The organism is Microbacterium memoriense, assembly GCF_025398275.1.
GTDB classification, from domain to species: Bacteria; Actinomycetota; Actinomycetes; order Actinomycetales; family Microbacteriaceae; genus Microbacterium; species Microbacterium memoriense.
Window position 1 is genome coordinate 304,240 of sequence record NZ_JAODOR010000011.1, and the last position, 24,432, is coordinate 328,671.

At 68.8% G+C, this 24,432-nt stretch carries 22 protein-coding genes; 13 read left to right on the plus strand and 9 right to left on the minus strand.

Features of this window, described 5'->3' with window-relative positions:
• Window positions 1–18: 18 nt before the first annotated feature.
• Window positions 19–423 (plus strand): histidine kinase, encoded by a 405-nt coding sequence (locus N4R40_RS10725; protein ID WP_261607364.1) that lies wholly within the window; start codon window positions 19–21, stop codon window positions 421–423.
• Between the two features lie 17 nt (window positions 424–440).
• Here the strand turns inward: N4R40_RS10725 and bcp are convergent, their stop codons facing one another.
• From bcp to aroA, 3 genes are read right to left on the minus strand one after another with little or no spacing between them, the layout of a single operon-like run.
• The gene (gene bcp / locus N4R40_RS10730) at window positions 441–908 is read right to left on the minus strand and encodes a thioredoxin-dependent thiol peroxidase (protein WP_261607365.1); all 468 of its coding nucleotides are present in this window, start codon (window positions 906–908) and stop codon (window positions 441–443) included.
• 4 nt (window positions 909–912) lie between these two features.
• Entirely contained in the window at window positions 913–1,971 is a 1,059-nt protein-coding gene (gene rsgA, locus N4R40_RS10735) for a ribosome small subunit-dependent GTPase A (RefSeq protein WP_261607366.1), read from the minus strand.
• Between the two features lie 8 nt (window positions 1,972–1,979).
• Window positions 1,980–3,347: a 3-phosphoshikimate 1-carboxyvinyltransferase gene (aroA, locus tag N4R40_RS10740; RefSeq protein WP_261607367.1), complete on the minus strand. Its 1,368-nt coding sequence runs from the start codon at window positions 3,345–3,347 to the stop codon at window positions 1,980–1,982.
• A 105-nt stretch (window positions 3,348–3,452) separates the two neighbouring features.
• Between aroA and N4R40_RS10745 the strand changes: the two genes are divergently transcribed.
• Both N4R40_RS10745 and N4R40_RS10750 read left to right on the plus strand, forming a co-directional pair.
• Entirely contained in the window at window positions 3,453–4,079 is a 627-nt protein-coding gene (locus tag N4R40_RS10745; RefSeq protein WP_261607443.1) for a sigma-70 family RNA polymerase sigma factor, read from the plus strand.
• Window positions 4,076–4,321: a zf-HC2 domain-containing protein gene (locus N4R40_RS10750; protein ID WP_261607368.1), complete on the plus strand. Its 246-nt coding sequence runs from the start codon at window positions 4,076–4,078 to the stop codon at window positions 4,319–4,321. The genes N4R40_RS10745 and N4R40_RS10750 overlap by 4 nt, the downstream gene beginning before the upstream one ends.
• Here N4R40_RS10750 and N4R40_RS10755 read toward each other — a convergent pair.
• Window positions 4,315–5,226 (minus strand): diacylglycerol kinase, encoded by a 912-nt coding sequence (locus tag N4R40_RS10755; RefSeq protein ID WP_261607369.1) that lies wholly within the window; start codon window positions 5,224–5,226, stop codon window positions 4,315–4,317. The two genes, N4R40_RS10750 and N4R40_RS10755, sit on opposite strands and share 7 nt — an antisense overlap.
• A 244-nt stretch (window positions 5,227–5,470) precedes the next feature.
• On the minus strand, window positions 5,471–9,163 hold the full coding sequence (locus N4R40_RS10760) for a multifunctional oxoglutarate decarboxylase/oxoglutarate dehydrogenase thiamine pyrophosphate-binding subunit/dihydrolipoyllysine-residue succinyltransferase subunit (protein WP_261607444.1): 3,693 nt from the start codon (window positions 9,161–9,163) through the stop codon (window positions 5,471–5,473).
• Window positions 9,164–9,293: 130 nt separating this feature from the next.
• Between N4R40_RS10760 and guaB1 the strand changes: the two genes are divergently transcribed.
• The 3 genes from guaB1 (at window position 9,294) to N4R40_RS10775 (ending at window position 13,257) form a co-directional block, all read left to right on the plus strand.
• Window positions 9,294–10,751 (plus strand): GMP reductase, encoded by a 1,458-nt coding sequence (gene guaB1 / locus N4R40_RS10765; protein ID WP_261607370.1) that lies wholly within the window; start codon window positions 9,294–9,296, stop codon window positions 10,749–10,751.
• 113 nt (window positions 10,752–10,864) lie between these two features.
• A complete protein-coding gene (locus tag N4R40_RS10770) occupies window positions 10,865–12,193 on the plus strand; it encodes a hemolysin family protein (RefSeq protein ID WP_261607445.1) in 1,329 nt (442 codons plus the stop codon).
• Complete coding sequence (locus N4R40_RS10775) at window positions 12,190–13,257, plus strand: hemolysin family protein (RefSeq protein ID WP_261607371.1); 1,068 nt, start codon at window positions 12,190–12,192, stop codon at window positions 13,255–13,257. Before N4R40_RS10770 ends, N4R40_RS10775 begins: the two co-directional genes overlap by 4 nt.
• 54 nt (window positions 13,258–13,311) lie before the next feature.
• Here N4R40_RS10775 and N4R40_RS10780 read toward each other — a convergent pair whose 3' ends face one another.
• On the minus strand, window positions 13,312–14,385 hold the full coding sequence (locus N4R40_RS10780; protein WP_261607372.1) for an NADH:flavin oxidoreductase/NADH oxidase: 1,074 nt from the start codon (window positions 14,383–14,385) through the stop codon (window positions 13,312–13,314).
• 34 nt (window positions 14,386–14,419) lie between these two features.
• Here N4R40_RS10780 and N4R40_RS10785 point away from each other — a divergent pair, with 34 nt between their 5' ends.
• From N4R40_RS10785 to N4R40_RS10800, 4 genes are all read left to right on the plus strand, one after another.
• On the plus strand, window positions 14,420–15,229 hold the full coding sequence (locus tag N4R40_RS10785) for an NAD(P)H-hydrate dehydratase (RefSeq protein ID WP_261607373.1): 810 nt from the start codon (window positions 14,420–14,422) through the stop codon (window positions 15,227–15,229).
• Window positions 15,230–15,254: 25 nt separating this feature from the next.
• Window positions 15,255–16,478, plus strand: coding sequence for a glycosyltransferase 87 family protein (locus N4R40_RS10790; RefSeq protein WP_261607374.1), 1,224 nt, complete (start codon window positions 15,255–15,257; stop codon window positions 16,476–16,478).
• 20 nt (window positions 16,479–16,498) lie between these two features.
• Window positions 16,499–16,810 (plus strand): thiamine-binding protein, encoded by a 312-nt coding sequence (locus tag N4R40_RS10795; protein ID WP_261607375.1) that lies wholly within the window; start codon window positions 16,499–16,501, stop codon window positions 16,808–16,810.
• 71 nt (window positions 16,811–16,881) lie between these two features.
• Window positions 16,882–18,084 (plus strand): MFS transporter, encoded by a 1,203-nt coding sequence (locus N4R40_RS10800; protein ID WP_407665873.1) that lies wholly within the window; start codon window positions 16,882–16,884, stop codon window positions 18,082–18,084.
• Window positions 18,085–18,087: 3 nt separating this feature from the next.
• Here the strand turns inward: N4R40_RS10800 and metX are convergent, their stop codons facing one another.
• Together metX and N4R40_RS10810 are read right to left on the minus strand one after the other, a co-directional pair.
• Window positions 18,088–19,290: a homoserine O-acetyltransferase MetX gene (gene metX / locus N4R40_RS10805; RefSeq protein WP_261607376.1), complete on the minus strand. Its 1,203-nt coding sequence runs from the start codon at window positions 19,288–19,290 to the stop codon at window positions 18,088–18,090.
• Between the two features lie 158 nt (window positions 19,291–19,448).
• Window positions 19,449–20,771: a bifunctional o-acetylhomoserine/o-acetylserine sulfhydrylase gene (locus tag N4R40_RS10810; protein WP_261607377.1), complete on the minus strand. Its 1,323-nt coding sequence runs from the start codon at window positions 20,769–20,771 to the stop codon at window positions 19,449–19,451.
• 132 nt (window positions 20,772–20,903) lie between these two features.
• On the opposite strand from N4R40_RS10810, the gene N4R40_RS10815 reads away from it, so the two are divergent.
• A complete protein-coding gene (locus N4R40_RS10815; RefSeq protein ID WP_261607378.1) occupies window positions 20,904–21,683 on the plus strand; it encodes an SDR family oxidoreductase in 780 nt (259 codons plus the stop codon).
• An 8-nt stretch (window positions 21,684–21,691) separates the two neighbouring features.
• On the opposite strand, the gene N4R40_RS10820 is transcribed toward N4R40_RS10815, so the two are convergent.
• Entirely contained in the window at window positions 21,692–23,143 is a 1,452-nt protein-coding gene (locus N4R40_RS10820) for an MFS transporter (protein ID WP_261607379.1), read from the minus strand.
• A 75-nt stretch (window positions 23,144–23,218) separates the two neighbouring features.
• Here N4R40_RS10820 and N4R40_RS10825 point away from each other — a divergent pair, with 75 nt between their 5' ends.
• Window positions 23,219–23,716 (plus strand): phosphoribosyltransferase, encoded by a 498-nt coding sequence (locus tag N4R40_RS10825; protein ID WP_261607380.1) that lies wholly within the window; start codon window positions 23,219–23,221, stop codon window positions 23,714–23,716.
• Complete coding sequence (locus N4R40_RS10830; protein ID WP_407665874.1) at window positions 23,713–24,423, plus strand: uracil-DNA glycosylase; 711 nt, start codon at window positions 23,713–23,715, stop codon at window positions 24,421–24,423. Before N4R40_RS10825 ends, N4R40_RS10830 begins: the two co-directional genes overlap by 4 nt.
• Window positions 24,424–24,432 lie beyond the last annotated feature (9 nt).

Sequence of the window (24,432 nt, forward strand, 5' to 3'; positions counted from 1 at the left end):
AAAAACGAGGAGAACCCCATGCCGGCATCGCCCGCTGAACGTCTTGCGGCGCTCCTGGTCGGCCTGGAAGGGCTGGCGCTCGTGACCATTGCGGGGTGGGAGATCGTTGCGCTCGCCGCGGGCGACACCGAGTCGGTGACGAGTGCCGTCGCGTTACTGGTGCTGACGGTGGTGGGTGCCGTGGCGGTGATCGCGTTCGCCGTCGGAATCGCGCGCGGGCAATCCTGGGGCCGATCGGGCGGCGTCGTGACGCAGTTGCTGCTGCTCGCGGTGGCGGCGGGGGCACTGACCGGCCTGGATGCGCAACCGGCGACGGCAGTTCTGCTGGCGCTCCCCGCTGTGGTCACCCTCGCGGTGTTGATCGCTGCGGCGCGACGGGCAGGCGCCCGGCGCTCGGCAGAGGAGATCACGCGGGGGAGTTGATCATCCCCGCGGATCGGTCACGCCGCGCCGAGCAGGCTGCGCACGCGTGCGACGTGCCCCGTGGCCTTCACGTTGTAGAGAGCGTGCTCGATGCGGCCGTCTCCTCCGATGACGAACGTCGACCGGATGACACCCTCGACGACCTTGCCGTAGTTCATCTTCTCGCCCCAGGCTCCGTAGGCCTGATGGACGCTGTGGTCGGGGTCGCTCAGCAGGGCGTAGGGGAGCGCGTCGCGCTCGCGGAACTCGCGGAGCGTCGCCGGGGCGTCGCGGGACACACCGAACACGGTGTACCCGGCGGTCTGCAGGGGGACGACGCTGTCGCGGAAGTCGCACGCCTCCGTCGTACAGCCGGGGGTCATGGCAGCCGGGTAGAAGAAGAGGATGACTCCGCCACCCCGCAGAGTCGACAGGGCGACGTCGTGGCCATCCTGATCGGGCAGAGTGAAGTCGGGAGCGAACGATCCGGGTTCGAGGCGAGACATGCGCTCAGCCTACGCGCGGACCCCCGCTGAACGTCGCCAGCAGGCGCTGCAGGGAATCGAGCCGGGCCGGCCCGCGGTCGCCGAGTCGCCCCGCGGCGACGGCTTCGGCGATCGCGCAGTCCGGTGCGTCGGCGAGGTGTGTGCAGCCGCGCGGACACTCTTCTCCGACGACCGCGAGGTCGGTGAAGGCGGCCAGGATGCTCGCGGGGTCGACGTGTCCGAGCCCGAATGAGCGCACTCCGGGCGTGTCGATGACCCAACCGCGTCCCTTCTCGCTCTGGTAACGCAGGGACACGGTCGAGCTCGAGGTGTGTCGTCCGCGTCCTGTGACCTCGTTGACATGGCCTGTCGCCCGCAGGGCGCTCGGCACGAGCGCATTGACGAGCGTGGACTTGCCGACGCCCGAGTGTCCGACGAACACCGTGGAGTGCCCGATGAGGCGTGCGCCGATGGCCTCCAAGGGCATGCCCTCCTGGCTGCTCAGGAAGATCTCGAGCGTGTCGAGGCCCTCGAAATGTCCGAGGAAGGATGTCGGGTCGGCGAGGTCGGTTTTGGTGACGACGAGCAGCGGGTGGATGCCGGCATCCAATGCGGCGATCAGATACCGATCGACGAGTCGCGGGCGGGGCTCGGGGTCAGCGGCGGCGACCACGATGAGCATTTGGTCGGCGTTGGCGACGATGATCCGCTCGACCTGGTCGGTGTCGTCGGCGCTCCGTCGGAGCAGCGACGTGCGTTCCTGGATGCCGACGATGCGCGCGAGAGTGCCGTCATCGCCGGTCGAGTCGCCGACGATGCGCGCCCGGTCACCCGTGACGATGGGCTGTTTTCGGAGCTCGCGCGCGCGAGTGGCGAGCACGACATGTTCGTCGGCGCCGTCTTCGTCGACCAGCACCGTGTACCGTCCCCGGTCGACGCCCACGACGCGGGCGATCTTCGCATCCGCATGCGCGGGGCGCCGCTTCGTGCGCGGCCGGTTGGCTTTCGGGTTCGGTCGGACGCGGAAATCGGCTTCGTCGAAGTCGTCGGCCTCGTCGTCGTCGGGGGAGTCCAGCCAGCTCATCCGGGAGCTCAGCTCACCGGGGAAAGCAGCCGCTGCCACAGATGTGGGAACTCGGGCATGGTCTTCGCGGTCGTCCCGATGTCGTCGACCTGAACGCCCGGCACACGGAGGCCGATGATCGCACCCGCCGTCGCGATGCGGTGATCGTGGTACGCCCGCCAGAGCCCGCCGTGCAGGGGCCGCGGAATCACGCGGATGCCGTCGGGAAGCTCTTCGGCTTCACCCCCGAGCGCGCGCAGATTCGCGACGAGCGCCGCGATGCGGTCGGTTTCGTGCCCGCGGATGTGCCCGATGCCGTGCAGGGTCGTCGGGGCGTCGGCGAAGGCCGCGAGCGCGAACAGGGCAGGGGTCAGCTCGCTCGCGGCGGTGAGATCGAGGTCGACCCCCGCGATTCGGCCCGTGCCGGAGACGCTGAGAGCGCCACCGCGGCGGGACGTCCGTGCGCCCAGCAGCGACAGGATTTCGGGCAGCAAGGCGCCCGGCTGGGTAGAACTAGCGGGCCAGCCCGGGACCGTGACGACGCCGCCCGAGACAAGAGCCGCGGCGAGGAACGGTGCCGCGTTGGAGAGGTCGGGCTCGATGACGGCATCCCGCCCTCGCGGAGTACCCGCCGGAACGACCCACTCGTTCGGAGTCGGGCGCTCGACCTGCACGCCGCGGCGGGCGAGGGTTTCGATCGTCATATCGATGTGCGGCAGAGAGGGCAGACGCTCGCCGGAGTGGATGAGGTGCAATCCGACGTCGAATCGGGGGGCGGCCAGCAGGAGCCCGGAAACAAACTGGCTCGAGCTGCTCGCGTCGATCGTGACTTCGCCACCGCGGATGTGCCCGCGTCCGCGCACCGTGAACGGGAGCGACCAGCTTCCGCCGTCGTCGATGTCGGCGCCGATCTCGCGCAGCGCCTTGATCATCGTGCCCATCGGGCGGTGGAGCGCCGTGTGGTGCGCGGTGATGGTCACGTCGCCGGTCGCGAGACCTGCGATCGGGGCGATGAAACGCATGACGGTTCCGGCCTGGCCGCAATCGATCACGGTGTGGCCGCGGAACTGGACCGGCGGCGTCACGTGCAGATCTGGTCCGAACTCTCCGCTCCCCGGGATCTCTTCGATCTCGACGCCGAGGACACGCAACGCCTCGATCATCCGGGCGGAATCGTCCGAATGGAGCGGCGCAGACAGTGTGCTCGGCCCGTCCGCGATTGCGGCCAGGACCAGCTTGCGGTTGGTGAGCGACTTCGATCCGGGGAGCGCGATCGTCGACTCCAGCGGGCCGTGCGAGCCGGGCGCGTCCCAGTGGCCATCCGCGACGGTCAGCCCTCCCGCGGGCGGCGGTTCGAGGGCTTCGGAGGAGTCTGGGGAATACCCGGGTGCGGTCATCGGGTTCTACCCTAACGAAACCCTACGACCTTGCCGAAAGGAGCCCCCGTGACCGCGACGCTGACACCGGTGCTTGAGGAGCCCACGGACGTAGACTGGCGCGTGATGGAAGAGCAGGCGGCGACAGACCCGCAGACCCAGCCGGACCCGCAGACGCAGGATCCCCGCACCCAGTTCGAGCAGCAGGCGCTGCCGTTCATGGATCAGTTGTACGCCGCGGGCATGCGGATGACGCGCAACCCCGCGGATGCGGCAGATCTCGTCCAGGAAACCTTCGTCAAGGCCTTCGCTTCGTGGTCCTCGTTCACGCAGGGCACGAACCTCAAAGCGTGGTTGTACCGCATCCTGACGAACACCTACATCAACACCTACCGGAAAAAGCAGCGCGAGCCGTATCAGGGAACGATCGACGAGCTCGAGGATTGGCAGCTCGGTGGCGCCGAATCGACGACCGCGACGAGCTCCCGCTCGGCCGAAGCCGAAGCGATCGACCACATGCCGGCCTCCGTCGTGAAGGACGCGCTGCAGTCCATTCCGGAAGACTTCCGCCTGGCGGTGTACCTCGCCGACGTCGAAGGGTTCGCGTATCAAGAGATCGCGGACATCATGAAAACCCCGATCGGCACGGTCATGAGCCGCCTGCACCGCGGCAGGCGAATGCTCCGTGACCTGCTCGCCGATTATGCACGAGAGCGCGGCATCGATGTGCCCGCCACAAGGAGCGCGACATGAGCGATTGCGGCTGCGACAAAGCACGCAAGGATCTGGAAGAGTACCTGCGTCACGAGGTCTGCAAGACGCAGCACTCCGACATCACGGAGCACCTCGACAAGTGCCCGGCGTGTCGTGATGAGGCGCTGGTGGCGACGACCCTCACGGCCGTCATCGCGCGGGCGTGCAAAGAGACCGCTCCGGAGGAGCTGCGCGATCAGGTGCTCTCGCGCCTGCGCAGCGAGCAGGCCACGCATCACTGAACCCGCTGCGCGCTGAAGACGCGGAGTGCGCTCGGGACGACCTCGACCGACAGGGGAAGCGGCCCCAGCGGGTCGCCGTCCGCGTAGGCGGTGACGCCCGGTGAGGACAGCCGCACTCGACGGACGCGGAACGTCGACACCTGTTCGATCGACGTGTGGGTCCCTCGGTAGACCCGGGGGAGCAAACGCAAGAGCTTGAGCCTTCCGGCCGGGCGCACCAGCGTGACGTCTAGCAATCCATCCTCGAGGTCGGCGTCCGGACAGATCGGAATGCCGCCGCCGTATGTGCGACCGTTGCCGACCGTGGCCATGACGAGATCACCGGCGATGCGCTCGGCGACGCCGCTGTCGAGGTCGAGTTCCACCTCGAACGGAGTGCCGCGTAGCGCCACGAACTCCGCGAGGATCGCGATGTTGTAACGCGTGTGCCCGCGCGGCCGGGTCATACGGTTCGCGCGGTCGTTGACTTTCGAGTCGAAACCACTGGCGAGGACCGTGCCGTACAGGACGCAGGACCCGTCCGCCCGGGTGACGCGGGCGAGGTCGATCGTGCGCGTCCGGCCGGAGATGACGGCATCCGCAGCGCCGTCGGCGTCGAGATCGCGGATGCCGAGGGACGTGGCCAGGTCGTTCCCCGTCCCGGTCGGGACGATGCCCAGGGGAACTGCGGTCGTAGCCAGTTCCTGGATCGCGAGGGATACCGTCCCGTCGCCGCCGGCGACCACCACGGCATCCACACCCACCTCCAGCGCGGTGCGCAGCAGAGTGGACGATTCCTCGGCGCTCCCACCGGAAATGACACTGACCCGCATGCCTGCCGCGCGGAGGCGCTCGGCGGTCCGCATCGCCGCACCGGTGTGCGCGCCGGCGCGGGCGGCGGGATTGGTCAGAAGCGCGACGTCCATGTCGTCCTTCGAGAGGAGGCGAAACCGGTCAGTGGGCGGAGGGTGGCACGAGGAACCCCCCGATTCATGATGCCGCGCGGATCGAGCGTGCGCGTGCGCCACGCAGCAGGGCGATCCCGAGCGCCGCCGCCAGCATGAGCGGGTCCCCGTCTCCTGAACACCGCAGAATGTGACGAACTCCGCACCGGATCGACCGATCGGGTGCGGAGTTCGCGACAATATGCGGAGAGCGTCCGCCGGGGAGTCAGAGCGTCAGCGCCTGCTCCAGGATGGCGGCCTGCTCGCGCGCGTGCACCTTCGGTGATCCCGTCGCCGTCGATGCCGCCGCCGCCCGGGAGATGCAGCGGATCGTGCGCCCGTGCACGTGCTTGACGACCTCGAGAGCCACAAAGGGCCAGGCGCCCTGATTCTCGGGCTCGTCCTGCACCCACACCAGTTCCGCGTTCGGGTAGCTGTCGATGATCGCGTTGAGCTGCTCGACCGGTGCGGGGTACAGCTGCTCAAGTCGGACGAGGGCGACCTGCGGGTTCGGCTTCTTGTCGAGCTCGGCCTTGAGATCCCAGTGGATCTTGCCCGAGTGCAGGAGCACGCGCGTCACGGCGGATGCGTCCAGCCCGCGATTGTCGTTCAGGACGGGCTCGAAGCGGCCCGTCGCGAAGTCCTCGACGCTGCTGGTCGCGCCACGCAAGCGCAGCATGGCCTTCGGCGTGAAGACGATCAGCGGCCGGCGCGGACGCGCGTACGCCTGACGACGGAGGAGGTGGAAATACGACGCCGGCGTCGACGGTCGCGCGACGGTCATGTTGTCCTGCGCGCACATCTGCAGGTACCGCTCGATGCGCGCCGACGAGTGGTCCGGGCCCTGGCCTTCATAGCCGTGCGGCAGGAGAAGGACGACACCGGACTGCTGGCCCCACTTCTGCTCGGCTGCTGAGATGTACTCGTCGATGACGGACTGGGCACCGTTGGCGAAGTCACCGAACTGCGCTTCCCACAGGGTGAGGGTGTCCGGCCGCTCGACCGAGTAGCCGTACTCGAAGGCCATGGCGCCGTATTCGCTGAGGAGCGAGTCGTAGACGTAGAAGCGACCCTGGTTCTGACCGAGGTTGGCCAGCGGGAGCCACTCCTGGCCGTTCGCACGGTCGTGCAGCACCGCGTGACGCTGGACGAACGTGCCACGACGGGCATCCTGACCGGCGAGGCGAACGTTCGTGCCCTCCATCAGGAGCGAACCGAATGCGAGCAGCTCACCGAACGCCCAGTCGACGTTGCCGTTCCGGCTCATGTCGTTGCGCTTGTCGAGCAACTGCTGGAGCTTCGTGTGGACCGTGAAGCCTTCCGGCTTGTTGACGAAGGCGTCACCGATCTGGCGGACGACATCTGCGCCCACTCCGGTGCTCTCGGGCTCGCCGACGGCGAGCTCGATCGGACCCGTCGTCGGTGAGACGATGCCGGTCGCACCGGTCTCGGCGGCGTGCGTCTCGGCGAACGCGATCTCCAGGCGATTCTGGAAGTCCTGCTTCGCGTTCTCGTATTCCTCTTCCGTGATATCTCCACGGCCGACGAGCGACTCGGTGTACAGGCGCCTGACCGACCGCTTGGCCTCGATCAGGTTCGTCATGAGCGGCTGCGTCATCGAGGGGTCGTCGCCCTCGTTGTGACCGCGGCGGCGGTAGCAGACGAGATCGACGATAACGTCGCGGTGGAATTCCTGGCGGTACCGGAAAGCGAGTTCGGCGACGCGCGCCACGGCCTCCGGGTCATCGCCGTTGACGTGGAAGATCGGGGCCTGGATGGTCTTGGCGACATCCGTGGCGTAGATCGACGTGCGACCGTCCTGGGGGAGTGTCGTGAAACCGACCTGGTTGTTGACGATCACGTGCACCGTGCCGCCCGTGCGGTAGCCGCGCAACTGCGACATCTGCAGCGTCTCGACCACGACGCCCTGACCGGCGAACGCCGCGTCGCCGTGGACGAGGATCGGCAGCCACGAGAACGAACCGATCGGCATCCGATCCTGCTTCGCGCGGACGATGCCTTCCAGCACCCCATCGACGGTCTCGAGGTGGGACGGGTTCGCGGCGAGGTAGATCGGGAGTTCGTGGCCGGCATCCGAGACGAACGTGCCCTCGGTACCCAGGTGGTACTTGACGTCACCGGATCCGCTCTTGGAGCCGATGGCGACTGATCCCTCGAACTCACGGAAGATCTGGCTGTAGGTCTTGCCGGCGATGTTGGTGAGCACGTTCAGGCGACCGCGGTGGGCCATACCGATCGCGGCGCCCTCGAGGTTCGCGCCCGCCGCGCCCTGGAGGATCTCATCCAGCAGCGGGATGAGCGACTCGCCACCTTCGAGGCTGAAGCGCTTCTGGCCGACGTACTTCGTCTGCAGGAACGTCTCGAACGCCTCGGCCTGGTTGAGCTTGTCGAGGATGCGGAGCTGCTCGTCGTGACCGGGCTTCTGGTACTTGACCTCGACGTTGGCCTGGAACCAGGCGCGCTGGCTCGGGTCCTGGATGTGCATGTACTCGATGCCGATCGTGCGGCAGTAGGAGTCGCGGAGGACACCGAGGATCTCGCGGAGCTTCATCAGCCGCTTGCCGCCGAATCCGCCCGTCACGAACTCGCGGTCGAGATCCCAGAACGTCAGTCCGTGGTTCTCGATCTCGAGATCGGGGTGCGTCCGCTGCATGTACTCGAGCGGGTCGATGTCGGCCATCAGGTGGCCTCGCACGCGGAACGAGTTGATGAGCTCCTGGACCCGCGCGGTCTTGTCGACGCGCTCGGCGATGTCGACGTTGATGTCGCCTGCCCAGCGGATCGGCGCGTACGGGATGCGGAGGGCCGCGAAGATGCCCTCGTAGAAGCCGCGGCCACCCGTGAGCAGTTCGTGGACGATCTTGAGGAACTCGCCCGAGCCGGCACCCTGGATGACCCGGTGGTCGTAGGTGCTGGTGAGCGTGATGGTCTTTCCGATACCGAGCTCCACGAGCGTCTTCTCGCTCGAGCCCTGGAACTCGGCCGGGTACTCGAGGGCGCCGGCGCCGACGATGCAGCCCTGCCCCTTCATGAGACGGGGGACCGAGTGCACCGTGCCGATGCCGCCCGGGTTCGTCAGCGAGATCGTGGTTCCCTGGAAATCGGCGCCCGTCAGCTTGTTGCCCCGGGCGCGCGCGACGAGGTCTTCGTACGACGACAGGAACTCGCTGAACGAGAGCGACTCCGCACGCTTGATGCTGGGCACCATGAGCGCGCGCGACCCGTCGGGCTTGGGGAGATCGATCGCGATGCCGAGGTTGATGTGCGCCGGAGCGACGACGGACGGCTTGCCGTCGATCTCGGCGTAGGAGACGTTCTGGCTGGGGAACGCCTTGAGCGCTTGGATCAGGGCCCATCCGATGAGGTGCGTGAAGCTGACCTTGCCGCCGCGGGTGCGACCCATGTGGTTGTTGATCACGATGCGGTTGTCGATCATGAGCTTGGCCGGCACGGTGCGCACGCTCGTCGCGGTCGGAACCGTCAGCGACTCATCCATGTTCGCCGCGAGGGTCTTGGTCATGCCGCGCAGCGGCGTGACGACGTCATCGTCGGCGTCGCGAGCCGGGGCGGGCTCGACCTTCGGCGCCTGGGCGGGGACCGGCTGCGGCGACGCGGGGCGTGCCGTGGTGCGGGCCACGGGTGGCGCGCCGATGACGGGGATCGGCGCCGTTACCGGGCGCGGTTCGGCGCTCGCGGTGGGCGATGCCGCCGGTGCCGACGCGGCCTCAGCGGCCGCGGTCTCGACAGCGGGCTGGTACGCCTCGAGAACGGGCCACCACGCCTTGTCGACCGAATTGCGGTCCTTCGTGAACTGGTCGTACATTTCGGCGACGAGCCACTCATTGGCCCCGAATTCGCCCTCGCTGGAAGTTCCCACGCCGGTCACCTGACTGGACACGGTTGCGCCTGCTTTCATCGATGAAGTTCAGATCGTGCGGAACCGTTGCCAGCCCTCGCGCACACAGCTATCAAGGTTAGCCCAGGAATCCGGCCGCTACCTCGGTTCGAACCCCGGGTAGCGTGAAGACATGCAGTTCTCCGGCCCGCAGCCCACCGTCGATCTGACCTACTCGGACGTCTTCCTCGTCCCCCGACGGTCGGAGGTCACCAGCCGCCTCGAGGTCGATCTGTCACCTCGGGACGGCACGACCGCGACGATCCCGCTCGTGGCCAGCAACATGAACTCCGTCACCGGTCCCCGTCTGGCGGCGGCGCTCGCCCGCCGTGGCGGGCTCGCCGTACTCCCTCAGGACATGCCCCTGCAGGAGATCGACGCGGCGATCCGCTGGGTCAAGGACCAGCCGGCGCAGTGGGACACCCCGATCGTCCTCGGCCCCGACGCGACCGTCGCCGAGGCCGCGGCGCTCCTCCCGGCCACGGAGGGTCACGGCATCGTCGTCGCTTCGGCGCGTGGTCCGCGTATCCATGTCGACGACGTGTTCGGGATCGTGCCGGCGACCTGCCTGGCGACCGCGCTGCCGGACGCGCGTCTGGGAGACATCGTGCGCGGGCGGACGGCATCCATCGATGCGGACGATGTCGACGACGCGCGGCACGCATTCGACCTCATCGTCGCCGCCGAGGCGGAAACCGTGTGCGTCCTGCATCACGGCTTCCTCGTGGGCACCCTCTCGCGCCGCACCGCGCTGCGTTCGACCCTCTATCAACCGGCCGTGGATGCCGACGGGCGACTGATCGTCGCGGCCGCAGTCGGGATCAACGGCGACGTCGCCGCCACAGCGCGTGCGCTCGCATCGGCGGGTGTCGACGTGCTCGTGGTCGATACTGCTCACGGGCATCAGGAAGGGATGCTGCGCGCGCTGCGCACCGTGGCCGACCTCGATCTCGGCATTCCGATCGCGGCGGGCAACATCGTCACGGCGGAAGGCGCGCGCGACCTCGTCGGCGCCGGCGCGACGATCCTCAAGGTCGGCGTCGGGCCGGGCGCGATGTGCACGACACGCATGATGACCGCGGTCGGTCGCCCGCAGTTCTCCGCCGTGCTCGAAACGGCGCAGGCTGCCGCGGAACTCGGTGCGCACGTCTGGGCCGACGGCGGCGTCCGCTACCCCCGCGACGTGGCGTTGGCGCTCGCGGCGGGCGCGGCATCCGTCATGATCGGCTCGTGGTTCGCGGGCACGATCGAAGCGCCCGGCCACCTGCAGACCGACGCGGAAGGTCGGGTCTACAAGGAATCGTGGGGGATGGCGTCGACCAAGGCCGTGCTCGGCCGCTTCGGCCGCCTCGACCCCTACGAGCGGGCACGCAAGGAACTCTTCGCGGAAGGGATCTCGTCGTCGAAGATCTACCTCGACCCGCTCCGCCCCTCCGTCGAGGACCTGCTCGACATGATCACCTCCGGGGTGCGGTCCTCGTTCACGTACGCGGGCGCCGCGACGGTGGCCGAGTTCCACGATCGCGCGACCGTCGGTCTGCAGTCGGCTGCCGGTTACGAAGAAGGCAAAGCACTGCCGGTCAGCTGGTAGCCCGCGGACGGAGCGCGAGATCCGTGCCGTAGAATTGTCGGCATAATGGACGACCCTCCCAGTAGACGCTCGCCCCACCGACCCTTCCCCTGCACGATCGGGGGTGATGCGTGATGGATTACGTCATGTTGGGCGTGGGGCTGCTCCTGACAATCGGCACCGGACTCTTCGTCGCCAGCGAATTCGCGCTCGTGAACCTCGATCGTGCCGATCTCGAGGCTCGCAGGAATGCCGGTGAGTCCCGCCTGTCGATGACGATCTCGGCGTTACGCATCACCTCGACGCACCTCTCGAGTGCGCAATTGGGCATCACGCTCACGACGCTTCTCACCGGATACACAATGGAACCGGCGATCTCGAACCTGCTGCGCCCCGTGCTCACGGGGTGGGGGATGACGGAGGCTGTGGTGAGCCCGATCGCGACAGTGGTCGCGATCACGGTCGCCACGATCTTCTCGATGATCCTGGGCGAGCTCGTTCCGAAGAATCTGGCGCTGGCGGTTCCGCGGCAGACCGCGAAGATCGTCATGCCGTTCCAGGTCGCCTTCACGACGGTGTTCAAGCCCGCGATCATCGTCCTCAACGGCAGTGCCAACGGCGTGCTCCGCAGCATGGGTGTCGAGCCCAAGGAGGAACTCTCCGGCGCCCGGACCGCGGAAGAGCTCTCGAGTCTCGTGCGCCGTTCGGCGAGCGCCGGCGTGCTCGAGGAGGACACGGCATCCCTGCTCGACCGCACGCTGACTTTCGCGCGTCTGACAACGGCGGACGTGATGACCCCGCGCCCGAGCGTGCACGCGGTCGCCGCCGGCGACAGTGTGGAAGACGTCATCCAACTCGCCCGTCGGACCGGACACAGCCGCTTCCCGGTCTACGGAGACTCGATGGACGACATCACGGGGATCGTCCACCTCAAGCAGGCCATCAGTGTTCCGCGCAACCGCCGTGCCGACGTGCCGGCCGCCGCAATCGCGGAAGAACCGCTGCGCGTTCCCGAGGCCGTGCACCTGGATGCCGTCATGTCCGAGCTTCGCGCTCGCGGCTATCAGATGGCCATCGTCGTCGACGAATACGGCGGTACGGCCGGCGTCGTCACTCTGGAGGACCTCGTCGAGGAGATCGTCGGAGAGGTGCTCGACGAGCACGACCGCAACCGTGCCGGCATCGTCCGCACCGCCGACGGCGTCGTCTTCCCCGGCGATCTGCGGCCGGACGAGCTGCGTGACCGCACCGGCATCCGCGTCCCGGAGGGCGATGTGTACGACACGGTCGGCGGCTTCGTGATGTCGACTCTGGAGCGCATTCCCCTCGTCGGTGACGTCATCGAGATCGACGACGGCACGCTCACCGTGCAGCGGCTGGATGGGCGGCGTGTGGATCGCGTGAAGTTCGTGGCTGCCGCCCTGCCGGACGGCGCGGACGACGAAGGGGGTGCGGGACGATGAACGATTGGGCAGGAATTGCGTGGCTCGTCGTGCTGCTGGCCTTCAACGCGTTTTTCGTCGGCGCCGAGTTCGCGGTGATCTCTGCGCGGCGTTCGCAGATCGAACCCCTCGTGGAGAAGGGATCCCGCGGCGCGAAAACGGCGCTGTGGGCCATGGAGCACGCGACGCTCATGCTCGCGACGTGTCAGCTCGGTATCACGATCTGTTCGCTGCTGATCCTGAACGTGTCCGAGCCCGCGATCCACCACCTGCTGGAGGGCCCGCTCGGTCTCACCGGCTGGAGCGAACCCGTGATCGGCGGTGTCGCGTTCGCGATCGCCCTGGTGCTCGTTTCCTACCTGCACGTCGTGTTCGGCGAGATGATCCCGAAGAACCTCGCCTTCTCGATGCCCGACCGGGCCGTGCTGCTGCTGGCCACCCCGCTCCTGTGGGTGTCGAAGCTGTTCCACCCGGTGATCGTGGTGCTCAACTGGGTCGCGAACCATATCGTGCGTCTCGTCGGCGTCGAGCCGAAGGATGAAGCGGCTTCGACGTTCACTCTCGACGAGGTGGCCACGATCGTGAACCAGTCCCGCATCGAAGGTGTCCTCAACGACGCCTCCGGTGCCGTGGCGGCAGCGGTCGAGTTCACCGACAAGAAGGCCCGCGACATCGCGGTGCCCCTGTCGGAACTGGTGACGCTGCCCGAAAGCACGACGCCGGACGATGTCGAGCGTGCGGTGGCCAAGCACGGCTTCTCGCGCTACGTGATCGTCGATGTCGAGGGTGCCCCGGTGGGCTACGTGCACCTGAAGGACATCCTCCGCGACGCCGAACGACCCGATGGGGCCGAACGCGCGAACGCGCCCATCAAGCCGAAGCGGATTCACCATATGGTGCCCGTGGGCGAGCAGACCGATCTCGAGGATGCGCTCGCACTCATGCGTCGCTCCAGCCGACACCTCGCTCAGGTACGCGGGACGGACGGCGCGGTCACCGCGGTGCTGTTCCTGGAGGACATCATCGAAGAGCTCGTCGGTGAGGTCCACGACGCGACCAGGCGCGGTCACCACTTCGGCAGATAGGTGACCCGATCTGCCCGGCCGCCGCTGCGGACCGGGCAGATCGCGTCACCGCGCTCAGATGCGCGGCCGAGCCCGGACGTACTGAGGCGGCCAGGGTGCCGCCGCCGGCTCGCCGAGCTCGGTCGCGGCGCGCAGAGCGAAGTGCGGATCGCGCAGCCATTCGCGGCCGGCGAGGATGATGTCCGCGTCGCCCGCGGTGAGGATCTGCTCGGCCTGCGGACCGGAGGTGATTTCGCCCACGGCGCTCACCGGCAAGCCGGTGGCCCGGCGCACCTCGGCGGCGAGTGCGACCTGATAGCCCGGACCGGTCGTGATGCTCTGGTGCGCGACCAAGCCTCCGGATGAGATGTCGAAGAAGTCTGCACCGCGTGCCGCGGCCCACGTCGCCACGGTCGCCGTCTGAGCGCTGTCCCAGCCACCCTCGGCCCCATCGGTGCCGGAGAAGCGCACGAGGATCGCTGCGTCCGGTGCAGCCGAGCGGACCGCATCGACGACCCGCAGCAGCAGGCGAGCGCGGTTCTCGAGCGTGCCGCCGTACGCGTCCGTGCGCTGGTTCGACAGGGGCGAGAGGAACTGGTGCAGCAGGTATCCGTGCGCGGCGTGGAGTTCGAGGATCTCGAACCCCGCGGCGACCGAGCGGGTCGCCGCGGCGCCGAAGGCAGCCACGATCCTGTCGATCCCCGCCTCGTCGAGGGCGGTGGGCTCGGCATATCCCTCGAAGGCGATCGCCGACGGAGCAACCGTCTGCCATCCGCCGTCGGCGGCCGGAACCGATCCTCGGGCGCCGGTGAAGGGCGACCACGTCGAGGCCTTCCGTCCCGCGTGGGCGAGTTGGATGCCGGGGATCGCGCCGCGCGAGCGGATCGCCGCGACGATCGGGGCCCACGCATCCCGCTGGGCATCGGTCCAGATCCCCACGTCCTCGGGGGATATGCGCCCTTCGGGAAGCACCGCGGTGGCTTCGGAGATGACGGCGCCGGCGCCGCCCGCAGCGAACTGCGCAAGGTGCACGTGATGCCAGTCGTTCGGCATCCCCCGGGTCGCGGAATACTGACACATCGGCGCGACCCACAGACGGTTGCGGACGGTGCGTCCGGCCAGATCGTACGGGCTCAGCAGCAGGCTCATCGTGTGCTCCGGTTCGGATCGGTAGGGTGGCGCCATGACCGTGGGCACCGAGTGGACGCAGGCAGATGTCGCCGCGCTCCTGCGAGAGCCAACCGACGGCGACGACAAGTATTCCCGAGGGGTCGTGGGCCTGCGGACAGGCTCGGCACGGTACCCGGGAGCCGCCGTGCTGGGGGTGGAGGCGGCCTGGCGTGCCGGTGCGGGCATGGTCCGCTACCTCGGACCCGCCTGCGACCTCGTGCTCCACCGGCGCCCCGAGACCGTCACGGTCGACGGTCGTGTGCAGGCCTGGGTGATCGGTTCGGGGATGGATGCCGCCCACCGGAGCGCGGAGGAGACATCGGCGCTGGAGGCTGTGCTCGCCGGGCAGGTGCCCGTCGTCGTGGATGCCGGCGCGCTCGACCTCGTGGGTCGCGCACCGGTGCCGCGCGTCCTCACCCCTCATGATCGCGAACACGCAGCGCTCCGCGCCCGCCTCGGCCTCCCCGAACGCACCGATCGCGCCGAGGCTGCCCGCGACACCGCCGCCCACCTGGGTGTCGTTGTGCTCCTCAAGGGCGCGACGACAATCATCACCGCCCCGGACGGCATGCAACGCACGGTGACGACCGGGGTGCCGTGGCTCTCGACCGCGGGGACCGGTGATGTCCTGGCCGGGATCCTCGGCGCGCTGCTGGCCGCCGGCGGCGACCCGTTCGCGTCCGCGGCGAGTGCTGCCTGGCTGCACGGCCGCGCGGGAGCGGCAGCGTCGGCGGCGCACGGCGGTGGTCCCCTGGTCGCGCTCGACGTCGCGGAAGCCGCGGCATCCGTCATCGGGGGAGTGCTCGCGTTCCGTCGGAGGTGAGCGGGGCGCTCCCTAGGATGGGAGCGTGTCGAGGCGAGCTGTGCTGTGGATCGCGTTCGCCGTGGTCCACCTCGGCGTCGCGTGGCTCGGGTTCCTCCTGCCCAACCAGCCGATGGGCGACGTCTACAACGTCTACGAGCCGTGGTCGAGGCAGGTGCTGTCCGGCGGGGGGATGGTCGGGATCACCGAGGAATGGGTGTACCCGCAACTCGCGATCATTCCGATGATCCTCGCCCACGCGTTCTCGTGGATCGCGGGGTACATCGTGGGATGGGCGATCCTCGTGACGCTCGTGGATGCCGTCGCCTTCGCCGTGCTGGTCGGCTCGGCGCGCTCGGTCGGTCGGACGACGGCGGCCTGGTTCTGGCTGTCCTTCATCGCACTGCTCGGCCCGGTCGGGCTCTACCGGCTCGACGGCTTCACCGTTCCGCTCGTGCTGGTGGCGTGTCTGTGGCTCGTCGGGCGGCCGTGGGCGGCGTCGGTCCTCCTCGCGGTGGCCACCTGGATGAAAGTGTGGCCGGCGGCGGTGCTGCTCGCTGCGGTCGTCGCGGTGCGCCGACGGGGCGCTCTCCTCGGCGGCGCGGTGGTGATTTCGGCACTGACCTTCGCGGCGATCGTCCTCGCCGGGGGCGGGCAGTACGCGTTCGGCTTCCTCACGGAGCAGAGCGACCGCGGCCTGCAGGTCGAGGCCGTCGTCAGCGCCCCCTACCTGTGGGGCGCACTCCAGGGACTCGAGGGATTCTGGGTTTACTGGGACTCGGGCATCGTGACGTTCCAGGTCACCGGGACCGACATCGACCCGGTGATCGCCGCGATGACGCCGATCCTCATCGTTGCCATGGCCGCCGTCGGTCTGCTCGGCGCGTGGGCCGCGGCCCGAGGCGCGCGATTCGTGTCGCTCTTCCCGCCGCTGTCGCTCGCGCTCGTGACGGGACTGATCGTGATCAACAAGGTCGGTTCGCCGCAGTACTTGTGCTGGCTGATCCCGCCGATCGCGCTCGGGCTCGTCCTCGATCGGCGCCGCTGGGCGCTGCCGGCCACGGTCGCGCTGGCGGCGGCGCTCCTGACCCAACTCGTCTATCCGCTGCTGTACAACGGCATCCTCTACCCCGCGCTGCTGCCGGTCGTGATCCTGACGCTCCGCAACGCGATCCTCGTCGCGATCTTCGTGTGGATGCTGGTCCGCCTCGTCCGACTGGTGCGAGCGCCCGCACCGCGCGTCGTCGGTGCTCACGTCCTCGTCCGCTGACACACACTCCGGGAGTCCCCATGCTGATCGCCTTCTCCGTCGCCCCGTCCGGCACCGGCCGCTCTGACGGCTCGGTGCACGACGCCGTCGCGGCCGCCGTCGCCGTCGTCCGTGCGTCGGGCCTGCCCCACCGGACGACCTCGATGTTCACCGAGATCGAAGGCGAATGGGATGACGTGTTCGCCGTCGTCAAAACGGCGACGGAGGCCGTGCTGCCGTTCGGGTCGCGTGTTTCGCTCGTCTTGAAGGCCGACATCCGTCCCGGATACACCGGTGAGCTCGACGCGAAGATCGACCGGCTGGAGCAGGCGCTGGAGGACGGAGCCGAGTAGCGCCTGCCTTACTCGCGCGCCGGTAAGCTGTAGCGAGTGACCTCCTCGATTACTTCGAGGAGTGCGGCGATGTGCCTGTGAATCGCTCTTCCGCGCTCCTCTCCCTCGCCATCGGCTCCTTCGGCATCGGTATGACCGAGTTCGTCGTGATGGGCCTCCTTCCCAACATCGCGGCCGATCTCCAGCCGGCTGCTTGGGCCGCCTCACCGGAGGATGCCGTCGCAGGGGCCGGGTGGCTCATCACCCTCTATGCGCTCGGGGTCGTCGTCGGGGCTCCCACGATCGCCGCGTCGGTCGCGAAGTATCCGCGCCACCGGGTCATGCTGGCGTTGGCCACGGCGCTCACTGTCTTCAATGCCCTCACGTTCGTGTTGCCGACATTCGAGCTGGTCGCGGCATCCCGATTCCTCGCAGGCCTGCCACACGGTGCGTACTTCGGCATCGGCGCGCTCGTCGCGGCAGACGTCCTCGGGCCCGGCAAGCGGGCGAAGGGGGTCGCGTTCGTCCTCACCGGCCTCACGGTCGCCAACGTCGTGGGCGTGCCGATCGGGACCTTCCTCGGCCAGCAGTTCGGGTGGCGCATCGCGTTCCTCCTGGTCGCGGCGATCTTTGCCCTCGCCACCGTGATGATCGCGTTCACGGTTCCCCCGCACGCCGGAGACCCCGGGCGGACACTGCGCGCCGAGCTCGGCGCGTTCCGCATCGGACAGGTCTGGCTGACACTGGGTGTCGGGGCGATCGGCTTCGGCGGATTCTTCGCCGCGTACAGCTACATCGCCTCGATCGTGACCGATGTCGCCGGGTCGCCGGAGTGGGCCGTGCCGATCATCCTGGTCGTCATGGGTATCGGCATGACGGCGGGAAACCTCGTCGGCGGACACCTGGCCGACCTCGATCTGAAACGGACGCTCGTGGGCGGCATGGTCCTGCTGATCGCCGTCCAAGCCCTCCTCGGTCTGACGGCGCAGTGGATCGTGGCGCTCGCGTTCTTCGTCTTCGCCGTCGGCTTCGTCTCGTCGGTGCTGAGCCCGACGATCCAGACGCGCCTGATGGACGTCGCCGGCGACAATCAGTCGATCGCCGCGGCACTCAATCACTCGGCGTTGAACATCGGCAATGCCAGTGGCGCGTTCCTCGGCGGTGTGGTGATCGCGGCGGGCTTCGGATTCGTCGCCCCGGTGTGGGTCGGTGTCGGTCTCGCCGCCGCCGGACTCGCCCTCGCGCTCGTCAGCTTCCGCCTCGAGGCCCGCCGCCCCTCGCTCGTCGCCGCCTGAGGTTCAGGACTCCAGCAGCCGGCGCACGTGCGCGCCCACGGCGGCCGTCTCGATCAGGAACCCGTCGTGTCCGAAGTCGCTGGAGAGGACGACCGCATCCGGATCGATCGTCGTGCGGATGCCGCGCGCGATGCGGTGCTGACCGTCGACCGGGAAGAGCCGGTCACTGTCGATACCGAGGACGAGCGTCGTCGCCTGCACTCGCGCCAGGGCGTCTTCGATGCCCCCGCGCCCCCGACCGACGTCGTGCGAATCCATCGCCTCGACGAGCGCGATGTAACTGTTCGCATCGAACCGTCGGGTGAACTTGTTGCCGTGGAAGTCGAGGTAGCTTTCGACCGCGAACCGTCCGCCGTGCCCGAGCGGGCTCTTGCCGGACTGCCAGGATCGCTGGAAACGCTGATTGAGCTCGGTCGGGCTGCGGTAGTTCAGCAGCGCCATGCGGCGCGCGAGCGCGAGGCCGCGATGCGGCCCGTCGCCGTCGCCGGAGTCGTAGTACTCGCCGGCCGCGAAGCGAGGATCCATTTGAATCGCCTCGAGCTGCACGCCGTTGAGCGCGATCTGATCGGCAGTCGTCATCGGCGGGGCCGACAGCACCGCGAGACGGCGTACCCGGTCGGGCTCGCCGATGCCCCACTCCAACGCGTGCATCCCGCCCATCGACCCTCCGATGACGGCGGCCCACACCTCCACACCGAGCGCATCGGCGAGGCGCACTTGCGCGGCGACCTGATCGCGGATCGTGAGATACGGGAACCGTGACGCCCACTCATAGCCATCCGGGGCGATCGAGGACGGTCCGGTCGAGCCCTGGCATCCACCGAGCATGTTCGGAGCGACGACGAACCAGCGGTCTGTGTCGATCGGCGCGCCGGGGCCGACGATGTCGCCCCACCAGCCCGCCGTCGGGTGTCCGGGGCCTGCCGGTCCGCGCAGATGGCTGTCTCCGGTGAGGGCGTGCAGCACCAGCACCGCGTTGTCGCGCGCAGGAGTGAGTTCGCCCCATGTCTCGTACGCCAGACGGATGCCCGGAAGCTCCGACCCGCTTTCGGTCGCGAAGGCACCCAGGGTCGCGAAGTGCCGGTCGCCCATCGGATCGCCGTCCCGCCACGCCCCGGTCGTGGGCGGACGGCCGCGCAGCAGGCGCGCGTCGGCCTCCGTGATCGGTGCGGTCGGCACCGTGTCTTCGGAGGTCTGCCAGTCCATGGCATCCATTCTCTCGGTCGGGAGGGGTCCCCGCCGTCGTGTTACGCCCCTCGTCGCGCGCGAACGCCGCAGAAATGCGCGAACTCCGCATCCGATGACAGCGATGGATGCGGAGTTCGCGACATTCTGCGGAGTTGGTGACTCGCAGGGGAGAGGGGTCAGGCGCGCGCGGCCTCGGAGAGGCGACGCGCGGCGGCGAGGGCCTGCTCCAGATCGGCCTTCAGGTCTTCGACGTTCTCGAGGCCGACGGACAGGCGCACGAGCCCCGGGGTCACACCGGCGGTCAGCTGCTGCTCGGGTGTGAGCTGCGCGTGCGTGGTGGATGCCGGGTGGATCACGAGCGAACGCACATCGCCGATGTTGGCGAGGTGGCTGAACAGGCTGAGCGAGTTGACGAACTCGCGACCCGCCTGCACCCCACCCTTGAGCTCGAACGACAGCACCGCGCCGACACCCTTCGGGGCGTAGCGGTTCGCGGCGGCGTACCACGGCGAGCTCGGCAGGCCGGAGTAGTTGACCGAGGCGATGTCGTCACTGCTGTCGAGCCACTCCGCGATCTCCTGCGCGTTCTGGACGTGCCGCTCGATACGCAGCGAGAGTGTTTCGATGCCCTGGATGAGCAACCATGCGCTCTGCGGCGAGATGGCCGCACCGAGGTCGCGGAGCAACTGGACGCGCGCCTTGATGATGTAGGCCAGCCCATCGCCGACCGCCTGGGTGTAGACCGCTCCGTGGTACGAGGGGTCGGGGGTCGTGAGGCCCGGGAACCGGTCGGAGTGCTCCGACCAGGGGAAGGACCCCCCGTCGACGATGACGCCGCCGATGGTCGTGCCGTGGCCGCCGAGGAACTTCGTCGCGGAGTGGACGATGAGGTCGGCGCCGAACTCGAACGGCTTGATCAGGTAGGGGGTTGCGATCGTGTTGTCGACGACGAGCGGAACACCGACCTCGTGCGCGACATCCGCGACGGCCCGGATGTCGAGGACGTTGATCTTCGGGTTGCCGATCGTTTCGCCGAAGAAGAGCTTCGTGTTCGGGCGGACGGCGCGGCGCCACTCTTCGGGGTCGTCCTGGTTCTCGACGAAGGTCGTCTCGATGCCGAGCTTGGCGAGGGTGTATTTGAACAGGTTGTACGTGCCGCCGTAGATCGAGCTCGACGAGACGATGTGGTCGCCCGCCTCGGCGATGTTCAACACGGCGAAGGTCGTCGCCGACTGGCCACTCGAGACGAGGAGCGCGCCGGTGCCGCCTTCGAGCGCCGCGACGCGCTCTTCGACGACAGCCTGTGTCGGGTTCTGGATGCGCGTGTAGATGTTGCCGAATTCGGCGAGCGCGAAGAGGTTGGCGGCGTGATCCGCGTTGTCGAACACGTACGACGTGGTCTGGTAGATCGGAGTCGCGCGGGCCTTCGTGACGGGGTCCGGCGCGGCGCCGGCATGGATCTGGGTGGTCTCGAAGCGCCAGTTCTCGGGTGCGGACACGGTGCGACTCCTGCGATGTTCGTCGGTGGCGCGGGCGGATGCCGGCGACTCCACCGACAGTAGGGCGGACGGGTCCGTGTCAACAACCTCCGGGAAATGTGACGTAATGTCGGCGGCCGGTAGCGTGGTGGCATGAGTTTGCGACGCGCAGTGGTGACAGGGGCAAGTTCGGGAATCGGTGAGGCCACGGTCCGAGCCCTCCGTGCGGCGGGCTGGGACGTGGTGGGTGTCGCACGCCGCGCGGACCGGCTCGAGGCCCTCGATGCCGAAGTCGGTTCGGCGTCCTTTGCGGCCGATCTCACGAACGAGGGAGATGTCGCCGCTCTCGCCGAGCACCTCGGATCCACCGGTCCCGTGCACGCACTCGTCCACGTCGCCGGTGGCGCCCGCGGCGCCGACCGCATCGAGGACGGCCGCGCGGCCGACTGGCGCTGGATGTTCGAGGTCAACGTCCTTTCCGCGCAACTCGTCACGGCGGCTCTCCTGCCGCTCCTGCGGGCGTCGATCACCGACGACGGCGACCACGCGGACACGCTCTACGTCACGTCGACCGCCGCGCAGACGGCGTACCCGGGTGGCGGCGGGTACAACGCGGCGAAAGCCGGTGAGGCGATGCTCGTCCACGCGCTGCGGCTCGAACTCAACGGTGAGCCCATTCGGGTGACCGAGGTCGCTCCCGGCATGGTGTTCACGGAAGAGTTCACCGTGAACCGGCTCGGCGGCGACCAGGCGAGCGCCGAGAAGGTCTACGAGGGCGTCGAGAACCCGCTCGTGGCCGGAGACGTGGCCGATGTGATCCGGTACGCGCTGAACGCGCCCGGACACGTCAACCTCGACCTGATCGCGATGCGTCCCGTCGCGCAGTCGGCGCAGCACGTGCTGGCGCGGGGGCCCCTGCGCCCGCGCACCTGACGCGCGGTTCAGGCCGGGGGAGCGTCGGCGAAGGCGACTTTCGGCACGAACACCAGCAAGATCGCCGCGAGGAAACCGCCCGCAGCGCAGATCGCCCACACGGTGAGGTAGCCGCCGAGGGATGCCGCGGTCTCACTCGCGACAGCTCCGGCACCAGCGGCGAGCACGACCCCGAACACGGCGGAGGAGAACGTCCCGCCGATCGTCTTGGTCGTGTTGGTCAGGGCCGAGGAGATGCCCGTCTGCCCGCGGGGAGCCGCCGCGGCGGCGGCCGCCGGCATCGCGCCGACAAGGGCGCCGCAGCCGAGCCCGGCGATCGAGAGGTTGAGGAGTACCTGCCACAGCTCCAGATGGAACGGCAGGAACAGCGCGTAGCCGATCCCCACGAGCAGCGCCGCCGCGATCAGGACGACGCGCGGGCTCGCGCGTCGGGAGGTGACGGCGAACACGATGGCGCCGACGATGAGCGACACGAGATACACGCCGATGATGTTCGACCGCTCGGTCGCGTCGAGTCCGAGCCCGTAGCCGAGGGCGGGGTCTGTGCCGGCGTAGGTCGACAGCGGTCCTTGTGCGCCCAGCAGGCTGATCCCCACGAGGAACGCCGTGGCCTGCACGGGCCACATTTCCGGGCGGCGCAGCACGCGGATGTCGACCGCGGGGTCGTCCTGACGCAGTTCGAACCACACGAAGACGGCGAAGCCGGCGATGCCGGCGATCAGCAGCATCCACACCCACACGGCGCTGGGTCCGTTGAGTCGCAAGAAGGTGAGAGCGCTCGTGACCAGGAGCAGCGCCATCGCCAAGAGCACGAATCCGCCCGAGTCGAGCTTCCGTCCGGGTTCGGGTGTGGACTCCGGCACGCCGATCCAGATCACGATCGCCACGAGGGTGACCGCGATCGCGGGCACGATGAGCGTCGCGGTCAAATTCTCCCCGGTCGCGGCGAAGATCCGGCCGGCCGCGAGTGCGCCGATGATCGCACCGGCTTGCAGCCCGACGACGAGCAGGCCGGCCGCGCGCCGCGTCGTGGAGACGCCCCGGCTCTGCGCGCGCCCGCGCTCGAAGATGAGGGCGATCTCCAACGGCAGCCAGACGACGTAGAAGCCTTGCAACGCCCAGGCGATCAGGAAGCTCCAGAACGACGTCGCGAACGCCAGCCACCAGGTGGCGCCCGCCGTCAGGATCGCCGCGATCAGCAGGATGCGCTTGTGGCCGTACATGTCGCCGAGCTTCGCCAGGATCGGCACAACGAGTGCAGACAGCAGCAGCTGTGCGGCTTCGAACCAGTTGACGTCCGAATCGTGGATGCCGAGCGACACCACGATGTCGCTGAACAGCGGCACGTAGTAGCCCTGCAGAATCCCGCTGACGATCTCGACGAGGATGAACCACCCGATCAGACCCGCGGTGATGCCGAGGGCCGATGTGCGAAGGGGCGTGGACGGGAGCGTGGACACGGCGATCAGTCTAGGGTCGCGGCGCGCGCGGACCCGGCAGCGCCGTAGGCTGACATTTCGCCCGAAGGAGACAGCATGAGCGCACAGCGCGAAACCCTGACGTGGACCGGGTTCGGTGACGCGACGCGCGAGCTGTCGCGGAGCATCGTCGCGAGCGGCTTCGAGCCGGACGTCGTCGTGGCGATCGCCCGCGGCGGACTGCTGCCCGGTGGGGCGATCGCGTACGGGCTGGGGGTGAAGAGCTGCGGCGCGCTGAACGTCGAGTTCTACACCGGGGTGGGGACGGTCCTGGAGGCACCCGTGCTGCTGTCGCCCGATCTCGACCTTGCCTCGTTGGCCGGCAAGCGGGTACTTCTCGTCGATGACGTCGCAGACAGCGGACGCACTCTCGCGCTCGCCGTCGATCTCCTCGCAGCGCGCGCGGCCGACGTGCGCTCGGTCTGTCTGTACACGAAGCCCGGATCCATCGCCCGCCCCGACTTCGTGTGGCGCGAGACCGACCTGTGGATCGATTTCCCCTGGTCGCTGCGTGGATCTGTCGTCCAGGAGGATGCGGCCGCGGCGAGCGCATGATGTCTCGCTCACTCGATCACCTCGCTGCGGCGGGCGTGATCGCCCCCGACTGGGCTGATGCGCTCGCACCGGTCGCCGGCGACATCGCGGCGATCGGGGATCGCTTGCGCGCCGAGGAGGATGCCGGCAGGTCGTCGCTTCCCGCGGGCGATGCGGTCCTCCGCGCGTTCGCACGCCCGCTGTCGGGGGTTCGGGTCCTCATCGTGGGGCAGGACCCCTACCCCACGCCGGGCCACGCGATCGGCCTGTCCTTCGCCGTCGACCCGCGCGTGCGCCCGCTGCCGCGGAGCCTCACCAACATCTACCGGGAGCTCGAGAGCGATCTCGGCATCCCGCCCGCACCGCACGGTGATCTTTCGGCCTGGAGCGATCAGGGCGTCATGCTCCTCAACCGTGTGCTCACCGTCGCGCCCGGCGCTGCGGGATCGCACCGCGGGTGGGGGTGGGAGAAGGTCACGGCGCACGCGATCCGCGCTCTCGCCGACCGCCCCGGACCGCTCGTCGCGATTCTCTGGGGGAAGGATGCCGAAAGCCTGCGCCCGCTGCTCGGCGAGACGCCGATCATCGCCTCGGCGCACCCTTCCCCGTTGTCGGCGCGACGCGGCTTCTTCGGCTCGCGCCCGTTCTCACGGACGAACGATCTGCTCGGCGAGCTCGGCGCGCCCCCGATCGACTGGCGCCTCCCGCCCGCGGACCCCTCCGCGTAGGCTGAGCCG